Annotated in this window: 13 protein-coding genes; 1 reads left to right on the forward strand and 12 read right to left on the reverse strand. The window is 40.6% G+C overall.

The window, feature by feature from the left end; translation table 11 throughout:
* The 7 genes from MKZ11_RS23810 to MKZ11_RS23840 form a co-directional block, all read right to left on the reverse strand.
* On the reverse strand, positions 1 to 933 hold the full coding sequence (locus MKZ11_RS23810) for a type II secretion system F family protein (RefSeq protein WP_340796821.1): 933 nt from the start codon (positions 931 to 933) through the stop codon (positions 1 to 3).
* Positions 930 to 2,258 (reverse strand): CpaF family protein, encoded by a 1,329-nt coding sequence (locus MKZ11_RS23815; protein WP_340796822.1) that lies wholly within the window; start codon positions 2,256 to 2,258, stop codon positions 930 to 932. The genes MKZ11_RS23810 and MKZ11_RS23815 overlap by 4 nt, the downstream gene beginning before the upstream one ends.
* A 4-nt stretch (positions 2,259 to 2,262) precedes the next feature.
* Positions 2,263 to 3,390, reverse strand: coding sequence for an AAA family ATPase (locus tag MKZ11_RS23820; protein ID WP_340796823.1), 1,128 nt, complete (start codon positions 3,388 to 3,390; stop codon positions 2,263 to 2,265).
* A gap of 29 nt (positions 3,391 to 3,419) precedes the next feature.
* The gene (locus MKZ11_RS23825; RefSeq protein ID WP_340796824.1) at positions 3,420 to 4,193 is read right to left on the reverse strand and encodes a hypothetical protein; all 774 of its coding nucleotides are present in this window, start codon (positions 4,191 to 4,193) and stop codon (positions 3,420 to 3,422) included.
* A gap of 24 nt (positions 4,194 to 4,217) precedes the next feature.
* The gene (locus tag MKZ11_RS23830; protein ID WP_340796826.1) at positions 4,218 to 4,919 is read right to left on the reverse strand and encodes a hypothetical protein; all 702 of its coding nucleotides are present in this window, start codon (positions 4,917 to 4,919) and stop codon (positions 4,218 to 4,220) included.
* 11 nt (positions 4,920 to 4,930) lie between these two features.
* A complete protein-coding gene (locus MKZ11_RS23835; protein WP_340796827.1) occupies positions 4,931 to 6,259 on the reverse strand; it encodes a VWA domain-containing protein in 1,329 nt (442 codons plus the stop codon).
* A gap of 410 nt (positions 6,260 to 6,669) precedes the next feature.
* Positions 6,670 to 8,358, reverse strand: coding sequence for a methyl-accepting chemotaxis protein (locus MKZ11_RS23840; RefSeq protein ID WP_340796828.1), 1,689 nt, complete (start codon positions 8,356 to 8,358; stop codon positions 6,670 to 6,672).
* A 211-nt stretch (positions 8,359 to 8,569) separates the two neighbouring features.
* Here MKZ11_RS23840 and MKZ11_RS23845 point away from each other — a divergent pair, with 211 nt between their 5' ends.
* Positions 8,570 to 9,481, forward strand: coding sequence for an LCP family glycopolymer transferase (locus MKZ11_RS23845; protein ID WP_340796829.1), 912 nt, complete (start codon positions 8,570 to 8,572; stop codon positions 9,479 to 9,481).
* A gap of 168 nt (positions 9,482 to 9,649) precedes the next feature.
* Here MKZ11_RS23845 and MKZ11_RS23850 read toward each other — a convergent pair whose 3' ends face one another.
* From MKZ11_RS23850 to MKZ11_RS23870, 5 genes are all read right to left on the reverse strand, one after another.
* Entirely contained in the window at positions 9,650 to 12,019 is a 2,370-nt protein-coding gene (locus tag MKZ11_RS23850; RefSeq protein WP_340796830.1) for a bifunctional 2',3'-cyclic-nucleotide 2'-phosphodiesterase/3'-nucleotidase, read from the reverse strand.
* Between the two features lie 200 nt (positions 12,020 to 12,219).
* Positions 12,220 to 13,596 carry an ABC transporter substrate-binding protein gene (locus MKZ11_RS23855; protein ID WP_445327015.1) on the reverse strand — a complete coding sequence of 459 codons (1,377 nt, stop codon included), beginning with the start codon at positions 13,594 to 13,596 and terminating at the stop codon, positions 12,220 to 12,222.
* 34 nt (positions 13,597 to 13,630) lie between these two features.
* The gene (locus MKZ11_RS23860; protein WP_340796831.1) at positions 13,631 to 14,449 is read right to left on the reverse strand and encodes a carbohydrate ABC transporter permease; all 819 of its coding nucleotides are present in this window, start codon (positions 14,447 to 14,449) and stop codon (positions 13,631 to 13,633) included.
* Positions 14,446 to 15,348: a carbohydrate ABC transporter permease gene (locus MKZ11_RS23865; RefSeq protein WP_340796832.1), complete on the reverse strand. Its 903-nt coding sequence runs from the start codon at positions 15,346 to 15,348 to the stop codon at positions 14,446 to 14,448. The genes MKZ11_RS23860 and MKZ11_RS23865 overlap by 4 nt, the downstream gene beginning before the upstream one ends.
* A complete protein-coding gene (locus tag MKZ11_RS23870; RefSeq protein ID WP_340796833.1) occupies positions 15,345 to 16,478 on the reverse strand; it encodes an ABC transporter ATP-binding protein in 1,134 nt (377 codons plus the stop codon). The genes MKZ11_RS23865 and MKZ11_RS23870 overlap by 4 nt, the downstream gene beginning before the upstream one ends.
* Positions 16,479 to 16,590: the final 112 nt, after the last annotated feature.

Genomic DNA, 16,590 nt, shown 5'->3' on the forward strand with positions numbered 1-16,590 from the left:
TTACACCCTTATATCCGTAATCCGCTTAATTATAAGAAACCCACACAGCACTATTGCAGTAAAAACGACAAACAAGATTAGTCCAAATGGTGTAAATAAGACATTCAAAAACCCTTTTATAAACAAGTTCATCATAAGTGCCATTAAAAATGGCATGACGACAAGAATATAGGCGATAGAACGACTTTCCGCTGTGATTGTAGAAATCTCCTTATGGACTCGATTTCTTTCTTCAAGTGTTTCAGCCATATTCCCCAATACTGCTGATAAGTTTCCGCCAACTCGCTGTTGAATTAAAATGGTTCCAACAAATATCGATACGTCATTACTGGGTACTCGTTGACGAAACTCGTTCATGACTGTTTCCAAATTGTCACCTAGTTTCAATTGCTGATTAAACCTTTGAAACTCCGGGCCATTCGGTGCCTTTGTGTTTTTTGCAACCATTTCGATTGCCTGTGGTATCGTTTGCCCCGCTTTAATGCTATTCGCCATTGTCCGGCATATCTCAGGCAGTTGGCTATTAAATGAATCGGTCCTTTTATTCTTCCTTGAACTCAAAAATGCTTTTGAACTCCCCATAACGATTAAATATGCAACTAAAAGTGACATAAGAAGGTAAAGACCTAATAAAAAGTGATTTACAAATGTAAACAAGCTTAATAAAAGAACATAAATCCCCATATATTCTGATGGTTTAAGAGATAAATTCGCCTGTTTCAGCTTTTTCTCCAATTCCTGTGACAATTCGGATCGGTCGAAAAAGTCACCTAATAGAAGTACCACACTGTTTCTTTCCTTTTGTAAATCAGTTTCGAACCAATTATCTACGCGTTTACGCGTCTCTTTTTGACGCTTTCCCCTAAGCAGATAATAAATCGAGACAAGGAAAGTGAATATTGCGAAAGTCAATAACGGTAGCGTCCAACTCATACGTATATACCTTCTTTGAAAATACTTTCATCGTACTCGATTCCAAAACTTTTGAACCGATCCATCAATTTCGGAATATAGCCTGTTGCTCGGAACTCACCTTCTATACTGCCGTCGAAAAGTGTTCCTTTTCGCTGAAAAACAAAAATATCTTTTGCTTTTATTTCTCCATTTTCTTCAATTAGTTCCGCGATATTGACAATTCTTCTTTTGCCATCGGAAAAACGAGACGTTTGAACAATCAAATCCAATGCTCCAACAAAATAGCCCCGGATTACATCAACCGTTAGAGGCAAACCAGCCATAATAACCATTGCTTCCAATCTACCAAGAGCGTCTTTCGGGCTATTTGCGTGAACTGTCGTTAGAGATCCCTCGTGTCCGGTATTCATTGCTTGCAGCATATCAATTGCTTCCGATCCCCGAACTTCACCTACGATAATTCGGTCCGGACGCATCCTAAGTGCATTTTTCACCAAGTGACGGATCATCACTTCGCCGGTTCCTTCCATATTGGGAGGTCGCGCTTCTAACCGAACGAGGTTATCATACGTAAAACGGAGCTCTGCCATATCCTCGATTGTCACAATTCTTTCACCCGCCGGAATCGAGTCAGATAATACATTCAGAAGCGTTGTCTTTCCACTTCCCGTCCCACCCGATACAAGAATATTCATCTTCGCTTTTACAGCAACTTTTAGAAACTCTCCCATCTCCATCGAAAAACTACCAAATGCCATTAAGTCATCTAGAACATAGGGGTCTCTTTTAAATTTCCGAATGGACATTGAAGGTCCGTCTAAACTAATTGGCGGAATGATTGCATTCACACGGCTTCCATCAAGTAGACGTGCATCCACCATTGGAGAACTTTCATCAATTCTACGGCCTAGAGGGGCAATGATTCGATCAATAATATGTCGGATATGTTCTTCATTGTTGAAGCGCACGCCTGATTGTTCGAGCTTTCCATTTCTTTCAATGAACACCTCATCAGGACCGTTAACCATAATCTCTGTGATCGAATCATCTTTTAGCAACGCTTCAAGCGGGCCATATCCAACAGATTCGTTAATAAGTTGCTGAATAATTTCATCTATCTCTTCATTCGGAATGATGACCCGTTCTTCATTAATCATTTGTAGAACGAGTCTTTCAATTGTTTGTTTTCGTTCCATCGGATTTAGAACAATGATACTTTCTAAATTAGCCTCTTTTATAAGCCTACTTTTATAATGTTTTACCCAAATATCAACCTGTGATAGGGTAACTTCTAAATTGGTTTTCATCTGTTTTTTGCTAGATACTTTTTCAATCCATGACATACCCTCACTCCTTCAATCGTAATACAAAGGAATCTATGTATTTTTTCATGTCTTTCGCGGCTTTCGAATCACCTTTATGTTTTTTATTCCGATAAAAACCAGAGCCCATATTTATGTTAGATTGCATGCCGTAAAAGTCGTCCGCAATTTGCGCATCAATTTCAGTACCAGTTATTTTTCCAATATCAGATGATGTCATTTCACTCTTCGGATTAACTTTATTTAGCAATAAAGACATCGTAATGCCATTGCCGATGGAAAACCTCTTAAACAATTGTGTAGCATACTTATAAGATCGCAAACCTAAACTATCGGGTGTCATGACGTAATGCAATCTTGTAGCTGCGCTGAGCGCGGTAAATGTAATTGAATTCATAGCAGATGGAAGATCCAATACGACATGGTCAAAGTGAACCCTTGCTACCCGAATAAGTTTGGCAATGAGTTCATCCGTAATCTCTTCCGTTTTTTCAGGGTCAGAAGGACTCGAAATAACGAACACTCCTGTTTCAGTATGTTCATTCGCGATATTTTGCAAATGTCTCATTTCCATTTCATTCACTACGGGCAGTAAGTCATAATAAGATCTTTGGGGTTGCATTGAAAAAAGTGTATCTGTTACACCGTACTGGGCATTCAAATCTATTAGTAGCACTTTTTTTTGATGATGTATGCTTAGCGTCTGGCTCATCATGACAGCTAAAATTGTACATCCGCTGCCACCTTTAGCGCTGTAAAATGTATGGACTTCTCCGGTTCCGAGACCCGTGTCGGCTTCCCTTTGAATCGTATACTGCTTGACAACTTCTTGTATAAGAATCTCAAGTCTCATCTCCTCTTGGGAGAAAACGACGACGTCTCTCGCCCCTCTTACAAGCCATTCTCTCGTAATTTCAAAATCTTTTTTTCGTGTTAATCCAATAACAGCACTAGTTGCCGTCATTTTCGGAAGAACTTGTTGAAGATTAACGACATCTAAGTCCATAAAATAAATATGATAATGTTGTTGCCCCAACATTTTTTGCATTTCTTTTGAGACAGATAAGTTAAGTCCGTATTTTTCCGCATAATTAGAAATCCTCATTTTCCATTCTTCGTCTTCTGTTAGCAATAGTGCACTCAACTGAAACATGCATTCACATCCCTCTTTTACATCAATCGTTAGTCAGCAGTACTTTCCTCAACTTCAATCTTTGTTACGGGTGCTTTATCTTTTTTCTCTTTTGCCTCTTTTGTTTCTTCTACCTTTTTATTGTCCGTTTCCTTCACTTCAAGTTTCTTTTCAATAATAGGTTTGGGAGGATCCACAACAGTACTTGTCTTGTCATCCTCTGCTTGATTGACACGGAGAACGCGAATCTGCTTTGCGAAATTTTGATAGTGGATCAATTGCTCCGCCTGTTCAAGCGGCAAAGAAATTTTGATGCCTTCACTACCTTCTAGACCTTTTTCAATTTGCACAACTTTGATATTAGATAGTAGTCTTTTCGTTTCAACGCTTTTTTCAACTTCTCTGGAAACAATGACATCAACAAGATCGCCTTCGGTGACCTGTTGATCGATCAATACGATTTCAGTCGCATTTAACCATACAACACGTTCATTCACCGGAATATCTAACCTTTTTCGAACTAGATTTTTCGTCAATAAGTCACCCGAATCTAAATTGACAATTGTAATTACTTCTTCCAACTCTTTTTTATCTGTAATGAAAAATGAAGATGCATTGTTCTTTGGGAACTTCACCCATTCAATAGTATTCATATCAATTTCACTATAAGATGCCACATCTTTTGTAACGGAAGCAACCTCTACCATTTCACCGAGCCTTTCCTGCGCTTGACTAATTTGCACCAGGACCACTCCAGCAGTCACGACTGCCAATACGAAAGATATTGTTAAAAATATGATCGCTTTCCTTTTCGAATCAATCATCAGTTTTCCACTCCATTTAACACATTAATTTCCATCAGATCTTTCCGGGAGTGGAAAGATAGAAAGATAGTTTACAGAATTCGGAAAGGCCCATTTTTCTAATGGATAAAATTCCATATTGGCCATTACGGGAATGTCCATGTTTCCAACAGCTATAAATCTTACTGCAGGGTAACTCTCCATTAGCCTTTCCAGTAAAATCGTATGTTCTTCTCTTTTTTTATTTTTTTGCTGCTCTTTAGAATGTATGAAGCATTTCTTTTTCGTTTTTCGCCCTACTTTTTGATAATTAGAGACTGTGAATTTACTGAAGTTACTTATTAAAATACCTTGTTCAGGCGGTAATGAAGTGGCAAGGGATTGTCCTTCTTCTTTGAGTTTGATCAAATAAAGTGCATAGGCTCTATGAATCGATCCATCCAATATTTGAAGTGTATAGTCCGGTAAATACCAGTTACGCATCCGATCCAGTACCTCTTTGTCCGTCATCTTGCCGTCGTAAATATAAAGGATACGTCCATGCTTCTTTAGGAGTGTGCCAATTTGGTCGAGTTCTTCCTGAATTGTCCGTTTTACAATAGGTAATCTTGTTTTCAAAACACTGTTTTCTTTTTTTATAATTATTTCCTCGAGGTTTCTATCTTTTTTCAAAGGTGTTTTCCGAACTATTACATCCCTATTTGACGTAATGGGTATCCCTAATGTTTGATCGATTAATATACGCACAGTCAGCCCCCTCATTTCATAGCATCATAGAGTTCCTGTCGGGTTCTCTTAATCAATTCAAATTTTTCCTCTTTTAATGATTTTCCGTACTCATTCATTATTTCTCGACGTTCATCAATCCTATCGTTCAATCCAAATTGTGTTTCATTATCGATTCTATCCGATTCACGCAACACGCTAATTGCTGCTCTCATGTTGCTATTTTCCAAAGCAGCAAATTCATTAAATGACGAAGTCAGTTTTAGAACTTGATCGTTTAATTGAATCGTCCTATTATCAATTTGCATTCCATTGTTCACTTTTTGGCTCAATTCCCTGACTTCAGCATTTGCTTCCTCCAACATCGTTTTAAATGTATTTTGAAAGTCGATAGTTGATTTGACGTTTGCATACTTTCCATTTCCTTCTGCTGCTACTTTTTTTAATTGTCTTTGTCCCTCATTATCCACGTTAAAACCGAGGACGTTCACTTCCACGTCCAAATCTGATTCGGCAAGCTCTAAAGCTTCTGCAACCGGGTTTCCGTCGCATGTCTCTACACCGTCACTCACTACAAATATCATATTTTGAGTCTTTTCAGATGCTCTCGTCCGTAAGTCACCTCCGCCTGCTTTGATAGCAGCGGCGAGCGGAGTCCAACCGGCCGCTTCGAATTTCGTTAATGCATCTTTGAACTCTGTATCATTATAACTATCGGGACCATATATCAACTCGTTACTGGAACAGGACATCGCCTTATCTGCCTTTGAACCGGTTCCGGCGTGACCGTAAACTCGGAGAGAAACAATTGATTCTTCCGGGAGTTCTGTTCCAAATCGTTCCACCGCATCTTTCGCGAGTGCCATCATCTGCTCCCCATCGATTGTTGCTTTCATACTACCACTTGCATCAATAAGGACTGAGAGGTTCAACTGCTTCATCTCTCGTTTATCAATCCCGTATTCGCCATAGTCCGCCTCAAAATCGATAAGAGGTTTATGGACATCTGTATAATCCATAGCAAACCATTCTACGATCCCATTGATCATTTCATCTTTACTTAACTCTTCAACTGGAAATCCCTCCATAATAGCAAGGTCTTCGGGATTCAATTTCCACTTTGAAGATGTGGACATGTCTTTCATCTTTACACCAGCGCCCGCCGCTATGATATCTTCCGCGCTGGATGGTGCATCGTTAAATTTTATCGGTCTCGTTTCTTCTACTGCATTTCCCTGTTCGTCTTCTATTTGAGCTTCTACTTGCTTGTTCTCATTCTTATCAGGCCGTGCTTCTGTCTCGCTGCAACCAGTAAGTACAAAAATAAAACAACCTATTATTATAAACAATAACGTCCTCAAAATTTGTCTAACCTCCCAAAAGTCTACCTATGTAAATCCAGTTTCCTATTTACCCAGATTTCTCCAACCTAGTACTATATAATTATCATTTCATTACTAAATTGTCAAAAAAATTTCATTAAGTTTTGAGCTGTCATGGTCAAATAGACCATAGGCACTTTGACTTTGTAGACCGTTGTATAAAAGAATCACTTATTTTTTAGATGTATTATAATTATTCTTTAATTGAAAAACCATTCTTATTGCACTAGTTTTTCAAATATAACCAATTATGCAGGACTTTTGCATCTTTATTTAAAACTATTCCAAATAAAAAGTCTCCATTTAAAGATACTTGAAACCAAGGTATATAAAAAAAGCGAACAACATGTCCGAAGACTTGTTGCACGCTTTGTCTCTTTATTTGATATTCACACTCTGAAATGCTTCATTTCCATTTGGAGATCTTCGGCAAGTTTTGCAAGTGCTTGCGCGCTGGATGAAATCTCTTCATTGACAGCCAACTGCTCTTCTGTAGCTGCACTTGTATCACCTGCAGACGCAGCCGCTTCGCCACTCAACTGTGCGATTTCCCCGGCACCATGGCTCACCTCGTCTGCCATCGCTTGGATTTCTTCAATTGCGGCAGAAACTGTCTCGACTTTTGTTGCAACATCGCCGACTGCGTTCTGGATTTCTTCGAAGACCAAACGCGACTGTTCGGTGGCAGCGATACCGATATCTACGCGCTCACTGCCAGCGGTGATGGATGTGACAGCCCGTTTGGACGCGTTTTGGATCATGCTTACCATTGTGCCGATTTCTGTAGCAGACGTCTTCGATTGTTCTGCTAATTTTCGGACTTCCTCTGCTACAACTGCAAAGCCTTTGCCGTATTCTCCTGCACGTGCGGCTTCGATTGCAGCATTGAGTGCAAGCAAGTTCGTCTGCTCGGCAATGGAAGTTATGAGAGTCGTAATTTTCTGTATTTCATTTGAATGCTGTGCCATTTCCTCCATGATGACGGAAGATTCCTGGATTGTCGTATGAATTGTTGACATTTGAACTGATACTTCACCGACTACACTCGACCCCGTCGTAACAAGCTTCGATACAGTTTCCGTTGACTGCAACATTTCTTCATTATTGTTTGCAATTTCTGCAACTCCTAATGATAGTTCTTCCATGGAAGAACTGGATTGTTCGATAATTCCCTGCTGCTTTTCACTACCCATTAACTGATTCTCAGCAGTCTTGGCAACCATTTCAGAAGATGCCAAACTTTCCTCTGAGCTTGCGGACAATTCTTCTGACTGAATCGCTAACTGTGTAGCAGAAACATTAATTTTACGTACCATATTCGCTACATCTGTCCCCATTTTGTTGAAGGCAGCCGCCATATCCCCAATTTCATCTTTGTTTTTAACCTTCAGTAAATCAATCGTCAAATTTCCTGATGCGATTTCATTCAACCCATCCGTCACTACACGAACAGGACGCGAAATGCCCCGACTGATGAATGTAGAAATGACAATACCCATAAGCGTCGCGAAAATAATAATTCCAATGACAAAGATAATTGTGCCCATCATGAATGTTTCCAACTCACTACGAGTTTTCTTCTGTTCCTGAAATTGGTCTGCTTTAATGAGATCAGCATTTTCCAGCACGAGAGCACCCACATTTGCCGAAGCGCGTCCAAGTTCTGTCGCTTTTCGATCTTTTCCTTCTTGGACATTCAGTACAATCTCATCTTGTAGGTTTAAATATTTCGTACGTGCCACCTCAAGATCTTCCAGTAAGGCCTTATGTTTTCCTGTATTAAGTATTGCAGATAGTTCTTGATACAACTCATCAAAACGGTTAACATTTTCCGTCCGCGATTCCAAATATTTATCATCTTTGAAAAGCATATAGCCTCGTACATCATCCTGGATTTGATTGTGTTTCAGAATGAATTCATCTACCAATTCAACCTTCTTTACACGATCATCCAATAAAAAAGTATAATCTGCGTCAATACGAATCGTTGACCACAAACTCAGGCCTCCCACAATGACAAGTAATGTCAATATCGTTGCAAAACCCAACCACAATTTTTTAGCTACAGTAAATTTCATCATTTCCCCCCACGATCTTTTAGCCTATTCAAATTATATAACTATTGACGGATAATAGCATTACTTATATACTAATTCGGAATATTTAGTCATATTATTATTCCTTGTTAGATTCATCACAAGATGATTTATCTTATCTTCTGTAATGAATACATAGACATTAGTTGCGTACAATGGATGATGAAGCAATGTTTAATAAAGGAGATAGCATGTGACAGCTAAAAAAAAGTGGATTCTACTGGGCGGGATTATCGCCTTGATTGTGGTTGCTCCCGTAATTTGGATTTTTGCATTCTATCTGAATGCGGCTGAGGCCGTCGCTGAAATGCAGGAACCAATCGGACGGGAGATTTCGGTTATGCGTGATGCTGAAGTTGTTTTTAAGAAGCAGAATCCCTTTTCCGTCTTGTTATTAGGCGTGGATGAGCGCGAAAGTGATGCCGGGCGTTCAGATACAATCGTTGTTATGACAGTTAATCCAACAGTACAATCAACGAAAATGGTCAGTATTCCAAGAGATACATATACAGAAATAATAGGACGAAATGCTAAGGATAAAATCAATCATGCCTATGCATTTGGGGGAACGGTAATGGCCGTGGCATCCGTTGAATCATTACTCGACATCCCAATCGATTATATTGCAACCATTAATATGGAAGGTTTTGAAAGTATTGTCGACAATATTGGTGGCGTCTCGATTGTAAATGAACTTGGATTTAATGTAGATAATTACGCCTTCCCTGAAGGGGAAATCCATTTAGATGGAGAGACAGCTCTAGTTTATGTACGTATGCGATATGAAGATCCCCGTGGAGATTTTGGTAGACAGGACAGGCAAAAAAAGGTCATTGAAGGCATGTTGCGTAAAGGAGCTTCACTTACAGGTCTTATGAACTACAAAAGTATTTTCAATACGCTTGGCGACAATGTACGAACAAATATGGCATTCGATGAAATGATAAATGTCCAAAAGAATTATCACGCGGCTATAGGTGAAGTGGAACAGCTCCACTTCCAAGAGGGGAATAGCCAAAGGATAAATGGCATCTGGTATTATCTGATGGATGACGAGGAACTCGCAGAAATTACAACGGAGCTGAAGGATCACTTAGAGTTATAGTGTAGGTTGTTTTACTTACTCTTGAACGTTGTTTACATTAGGAGACTCGTTGTCTACTGTCTAAATTACATTGTCTTCTTTCACAATTTCATTGTTTACAACAGCAATCAATCAAAAAATGCGCAAAGAGGAGAAATTCTCTTCTTTGCGCATTTTTCATTCAGTTCATCATTTCTGTTTCAAAGAGTATTTCGCGAAACCTTCAGCAGCGGGAGAAAGGTATTCGATACCGCTTCCTGCTGGAATGAATTCTTTCGCTGTTCCAGCTGTTTCAAATATAACTTTCAGGTTTTCATTCAATGGTGCAAATGCCCAGTTACCGTCTGCAGATGGATCGATTGTACCGACATCAATCATGTAATCCATGATTGCCTGACGGTTTTCATACGCATAATCGATTGAATCTGTAGCACCGCGTACACCTGGGAAGTTCCCGCTAGCACGATAGTTGTTCGTTACTACAATGAATTTCTGATTCGAATCAATCGGTTTTCCATCATACTGCAAATTGAGAACTCGACTCGCTGATTCGTTAATTGTTTTTCCATCGTAATCATACTTAGCAGGTTGTGTGACGTCAAATTCATAGGTGACGCCATCGATTACATCGAAGTTATACGTACGGAATTCTTCGTTGATCAAATTCTGCTCTTCTTTAGATGAAGGGTCAATCTGGTTAAATTGGCCTGCTGACATTTCAAGCCATTCTTTAACATATGCTCCAGTCATAACGAGCGCGAACACTGTATTGTCGAATACGTAAAGGTCTGCCACATTTTTGATGGCTATTTCACCCGCAGGTATTTCAGTATAGTAGTTTGCTCCGTTACGGCCCCCTGCTTTGAATGGCGCGCCCGAGGATAGGACAGGCAGTTTTTCATATTCAGTGCCTTTTATCTTCCCTTCGACAAACCATTTTTGTGCATTTGTCACAATTTGAATGGAAGGATCGTCTTGCACAAGCGCAAAATAGCTGTTGATTGGCGCTGTTGTTTTGCCAACCGGGCTGCGCACATATTTAATCGTACCTTCATGTGCTTCTTTTACTGCATCGATTACTTTTTGATTGACTATGTCCGACTTTTTATCAATTTCACGTACCGCACCTTTGCCTTTGACAACGGCCCATTGATCGCCCACTTTTTCGAGTTCAAGATCAATGACACCCAAATGGCTGCCAAATTTACCCGGCATGACGACAGGCGTTCCGTTCACTGTTCCTTGTTCCATATCAATATTTTTAAGATCGCCGAAATCTCCTGGGAATACGGCGTGGTTATGTCCTGTCAAAATCGCATCCACGCCATCAAGTTGTGAAATTTGATAAGTTACATCATCTTCATCAACCGTATGGATTTCATCGCCCATTCCTGAGTGGGATAAAACAACGATAATATCAGCGCCTTGGCCCTTCATTTCAGGGATGAATTTCTCAACTGAATGTGCCGCATCCTCTACCGTCACTTTACCGTCAAGAAGTGCACGGTCCCAACGTACGATTCCTGGTGCAACAACACCGATAACGCCGACTTTCAAAGTATGTGCTTCCCCTATTCCATCGACTACTTCTTTATCAAAAATAGCATAAGGTGTATAGCGATTGGTCTTCGTTTTCGCATCGTAGACATTGGCATTCAACACTGGGAATGACGCCTCTTCCAATACCATGTCCAAATAGTCCAGGCCATAGTTAAACTCATGGTTTCCTAATGTACTTGCATCATAGTTAAGTGACTCAAGAGCAGCCAGAGCCGGGTGCATTTCACCTTTTTCAAGCTTATCCACTGTTACCTTATATCCGCCAAGAGGTGTTCCTTGGATCAAATCCCCATTATCGAACAGGAGATTGTTCGGGCTTTCTGCACGTGCTTCTTCAATCAAGACCGCTGTTTTCGCAAGTCCGACTTCATTCGACACTTTATCCTGGTAATAATCATAATTCACAAAGTTTGTATGCAAATCGGATGTACCTAAAATACGAAGTGAAACTGAATTCGTTGGCGGTTCAACGTTATATGCGCTTAACAACCGATCAATAATTTTAGTAACTTGTGCTTTCGTTACGAGCTTCTGAGGTTTTGCCGTCCCATCTTCATACCCTTGTAACAGACCGAGTCCGACACTTCTTGCCAGTTCCGCAGATTCATTTGTCATAAATGAACTTTTGTCTTTGAATTTATCGAGCAGATCAGTAGAAAAAACTTCTTCTGACATAATGGCCCGGGATGCAATCAGAAATGCATGCTCCCGTGTCAGTTTTTGATCAGGCTTGAAAGTTGTTGAAGTAGCTCCTTTGATGAGCCCCATTTTTTGCGCCGCTTCCACGTAAGGCGCCAATTTCGCATCTACATCCGTAAACGCAAGTGTCTCACCGTCACTCAGTTCAAATTCAAGCGCTTTAACGATGGCTGTGATATATTCGCCTCGCGTTACATCTTGGGTCTTGGTAGCTGCGCTTGCATGTGTTGCAAACGATAATCCGCTCAATGTAAGTGCCAAAGTGACAATCCATAGTCCCGTCTTTTTTAATAAAGACATTCGTTCATCTCCCTTATTTTGTATTCGTTTGCGTGCAAATACATGGAATAACCACATCTCTCGCAAACTAGCCAACTCACTTATTTTCTAGCATATCATGGTAATGTGAATGTTCTGTACTCTCAACACTTCCTTTTACGGACAATGAGAAATAAGCCCCTATTCGCAAGCACTCAAATAGGGACTTATCATCTATAATTCTATTTTTTCGTTTTGTTGGCAATTTCCATAGCACGGTTTGTTCCTTCAGCTGCTTTATCAAGTACTTCTTGCGAATCTTTTCCTTGATAAAGGTCTTCCAAAGCAGTTACGATTTGCTGGCGTGATTCCGGGAAAACCGAAATTAGCGCACCTTGCGTCGCAAGACCTGGTACCGTGTCTTGCAACTGATCTACCGTTACTTTGTACTGCGGAAATTCTGCCCACTTCTCTTTTACGTTCTCTTCATCATACGCTTTCGGATTGATAGCGAAATAGCCAGTATCCAGATGCCATTTTGCCTGCACTTCCGGAGTCGTCATATATTTCATGAACTCCCAGGCTGCTTCTTGTTCTTTTTCAGCGATTCCTTTGGACATCCAAAGTGAAGCGCCGCCAATTACAACACCGTTTCTTTTTACTTCATCCGCATGCGGAATATAGGCAACACCTACATCAAATGGCGCGTTAGTAATGGCCCCTGCAACGCCTGCTGATGAATCCATGTACATGGCAACTTTTCCGGATGCGAATGCTGCACGAATGTCGTCCCAGTTCGTTCCGAAGTTGCCGAATGAACCAGCTTTATTCATTGTATCCAGGAAGTTGAAGACGTTAAGTCCTTCTGGTCCGTTAAAGAGCGCTTCCGTAGCGTCACCTGAACGTCCATTGTCTTCATTGACATATAATCCGCCTTGCGTTGCAACAAGCTGTTCGAAAAACCAGCCATACGTCAGCATGGAAAATCCGTACATCTCACCCTTTTTCAATTTAGCCGCAGCATCGATCACTTCTGAAAACGTTTCGGGTGCTTTTTCAGGGTCAAGTCCAGCCTCCTTGAACGCATCTTTATTGTAAATCATTACCGGCGTCGATGAGTTGAATGGCATCGAATACAGCTCTCCATCGACTTTATAATAGTTTAAAATGTTTTCCTCCAGTTGAGAAAGATCATAATTATCTTTGTCGATGAACGATTGCATTGGCTCGATATAACCACTGTCAATCATATATTTCGTTCCTACTTCGAATACTTGCGTAATAGCCGGTGCATCTTTTGTCCCGCCGACACCACGTAACTTTGTCAGTGATTCTTCATACGTACCTTGGAATTCGGCTACCACTTCATACTTATCCTGTGAATCATTGAAACCTTTAACAATTGAGTCAAGTGATTCCTGCCCGGACCCGGACATTGCATGCCAAAATTCAATGGATACTTTCTCATCGCTTTCTTTTGTTTCTGTTCCTTCGCTAGTAGCAGGTTTGGACGTTTCCGTCTCATCATCTTTTGTACTACTATCACTGTTCGTACACGCTGCGAGAACGGCCAAACTCAAAATAAGTATCCAAACGAACGATAATTTCAACATTTTCATCCTACTGAGCACCCCTTTGTCATAATAGTAATCATTATTTTAAAGCACCTTGAGATAAACCTTTCTGCAATTGCTTCTGCCCGATAAATAACAATAATAATGTCGGAATAATGACTACGATAACACCTGCCATAACCACCCCCCATTCTGTTCCCGTTTCTTGAGACTGTAATTGTTTCAAACCGATTTGAACGGTTCGCACAGATGTATTTGTCGTAATAAGTAACGGCCATAAATACATATTCCAAGTCGTTAAAAAGCCATATGCACCAAGCGTGACAAGACTCGTTTTTGAGATTGGCAAAATCACGCGTCGGAAAAAGGCGAATTTACTTAAACCTGCAATTTGAGAGGCTTCGTGCAACTCTTTCGGAATCGTTTTGAAATGTTGTCGAAGCAGGAACGTTCCAAATGCCAGTGCGAAAAATGGCAGCGTCAGCCCTTGATACGTATTGAGCCAATCGAGTTTTTGGATGGTGAATTTATTTGGGATCATCGTTGCTTCCCACGGGATCATCATTGTTGATATGAACAGGAAGAAGATGAAATCGCGTCCCTTGAATCGGATAAAAACGAATGCATAGGCCGCAAGACTGCATACCGCAAGCTGCCCTAGCATGACACCTACGGAAACGATGAAACTGTTCAATAAGTAATTCAGCAATGGAAGTCTATCAAACACTTTAATATAGTTATCCAAACTAAATGACTGCGGTAGAAACTTTCCCTGCAATAGTTCTGGCCCCGTCATAAAAGATATCAAAAATGCATACATAACTGGAAAGAAGACAAGAAGTGACGTAACAATCAGCAAGAAGTAGATCCAAATCTTTTTAGGCAGGCTTGTTGTCATTGGTAATGAACCCTCCTTTCTCCCAGTTTAAATTGAAGAATGGTGACAATCAAAATAATGATGAATAGCGTGACCGCCTGCGCACTCGCTGTTCCGAATTGGTAGTTGATGAAAGCTTCACGATAAATCGAGTACACAATAAGATTGGTCGATGCGGACGGGCCGCCTTGTGTTAAAATATCAATCTGTCCAAATGATTGGAACGCATTAATGAGTGAAATGGTAATGATGAAAAACAAAGTTGGCGACAACATCGGCAGAGTAATGCGGCGCAATCGGTAAAAGTACCCCGCCCCATCAATCCTTGAGCTTTCATAAAGGTGTTCATCAATATTTTGTAATCCGCCGAGTAAAATAAGAAAGGAAAAACCGATGTTCATCCAAATCGTCGAAATGGATACAGATAGAAGGGCCCACTGCGGATCGAGCAGCCACTGAATTTGCGGTAAATCCAATAGGCTCAGCATTCGATTGAACATGCCCATACTTGGGTTAAACATGAATAACCAAATGACGGATGACGCCGCAACAGAAATTCCCATGGTCGACGAATATAATGTCCGGAAGAATCCAATTCCTTTCAATTTTTCATTTGCTAATAAAGCGAAGAATAAGGCCAGGATGATTCCGATCGGCACCGTGTATAAGACAAACATTCCGGTTGCTTTCATACTGTTGATAAATTCAGTTGACTCCAGTAAATATGAATAATTTTCTAAGCCTACCCATATTGCTGCATTGCCGTTTTGGTCTGTTAAGAAAAAACTCAAGTAAATTGTTCTGTACATCGGATAGAAAACAAACACCGAGAATAAGATGATCGACGGCAGTAAGTAAAGAAGTGCGGTTCTGCCATTCAATGTTTTTCTCCACATTCCTGGCTTTTCAAGTGTGCTCATAACAGCACCTCTTTACCAAAGACGAAATTTCCGAGGTCTGTCGGCTGTTTAATTATCTCTCCTGATTCAGCTTTAAATAGACAGATCGCACCGTAATCCACGAGGATAGGAATTGAATCGCCAATATCGAGATGCCATTGTCCACTCCATTTCGCCATCCATTCGTTGGCACCAAGTTTAAAGGAAAATACAGTTTCATTTCCTAAAATTTCTACGTTCGTCACATCGACATATAGCTTGTCTTGTTCTGGTGTATCTTTTAATGCCGGGCGCAAATGTTCAGGACGAATTCCTGCAATGAGCTGGTACTCTGGCAGTTCAATAATCTCTCCAGCCGGAACCGACAAACGCAGTACGTCTCCAATGACTATTTCTGACGCTTTCTTGTCGACATCAGCATTCGCTAAATTCATGGGCGGAGAACCGATGAATGTCGCGACGAATGGATTGGCCGGATTGTTGTAAATATCAATCGGTTTACCAATCTGCTGGATTTTTCCTTCATGAAGAATCATAATGCGATCCCCCATCGTCATCGCCTCGACTTGGTCATGTGTAACGTAAATCATTGTAATACCAAGTTTCCGCTGAATCCGTCTGATTTCCGTGCGCATATGTGCCCGCAGTTTCGCGTCCAAATTGGATAGTGGTTCATCCATAAGACAGATAGGCGATTCACTTACAATGGCACGTGCAAGCGCAACACGTTGCCGTTGTCCACCTGATAGTTCGCGAGGTTTCCTCTGTAAAAAGTCTGTTAATCCAAGCATATCCGCCACTTGGGCTGCCCTTTCCCGCTGTGCAGCTTTCTTCACTTTTTTCACATCGAGTCCGAACGTAATATTTTGCTGAACCGTCAAATGGGGATAGAGTGCATAGTTTTGGAATACCATTGAAAGGTCCCGTTTATCGGGCGATAAATGATTTGCTACCTTATCTCCGATTTTAAGCGTCCCACTTGTAATATTCTCCAGGCCAGCAATCATTCGCAGCATTGTGCTTTTTCCACAACCGGATGGACCAACAAGAACAAAAAACTCGCCAGGTTCAATCGTTACGTCTATATTGGAAATAACATCTATTTGTTTATCGTAAGACTTCGATAAGTTAATAAGTTCTACTTTTTTCACAAATTCAATCCCTTTCCAATAAAAAGTCCGCTCTTATTTATGGATTTTCAAGTTGGTCTCTTCTGTCTCTTGGTATAGCCTACTATAATTGGATACATCATCTGTTATTATT

Origin of the sequence: Sporosarcina sp. FSL K6-1508, from assembly GCF_038007465.1 — a bacterium.
GTDB lineage: Bacteria > Bacillota > Bacilli > Bacillales_A > Planococcaceae > Sporosarcina > Sporosarcina psychrophila_B.

Coding starts and splice junctions, on each gene's coding strand:
- MKZ11_RS23820 (WP_340796823.1), bottom strand. CDS start 3,390: ATGTTTCAGTTGAGTGCACTATTGCTAACAGAAGACGAAGAATGGAAA.
- MKZ11_RS23850 (WP_340796830.1), bottom strand. CDS start 12,019: ATGTCTTTATTAAAAAAGACGGGACTATGGATTGTCACTTTGGCACTT.
- MKZ11_RS23810 (WP_340796821.1), bottom strand. CDS start 933: ATGAGTTGGACGCTACCGTTATTGACTTTCGCAATATTCACTTTCCTT.
- MKZ11_RS23855 (WP_445327015.1), bottom strand. CDS start 13,596: ATGAAAATGTTGAAATTATCGTTCGTTTGGATACTTATTTTGAGTTTG.
- MKZ11_RS23865 (WP_340796832.1), bottom strand. CDS start 15,348: ATGAGCACACTTGAAAAGCCAGGAATGTGGAGAAAAACATTGAATGGC.
- MKZ11_RS23840 (WP_340796828.1), bottom strand. CDS start 8,358: ATGAAATTTACTGTAGCTAAAAAATTGTGGTTGGGTTTTGCAACGATA.
- MKZ11_RS23815 (WP_340796822.1), bottom strand. CDS start 2,258: ATGTCATGGATTGAAAAAGTATCTAGCAAAAAACAGATGAAAACCAAT.
- MKZ11_RS23825 (WP_340796824.1), bottom strand. CDS start 4,193: ATGATTGATTCGAAAAGGAAAGCGATCATATTTTTAACAATATCTTTC.
- MKZ11_RS23860 (WP_340796831.1), bottom strand. CDS start 14,449: ATGACAACAAGCCTGCCTAAAAAGATTTGGATCTACTTCTTGCTGATT.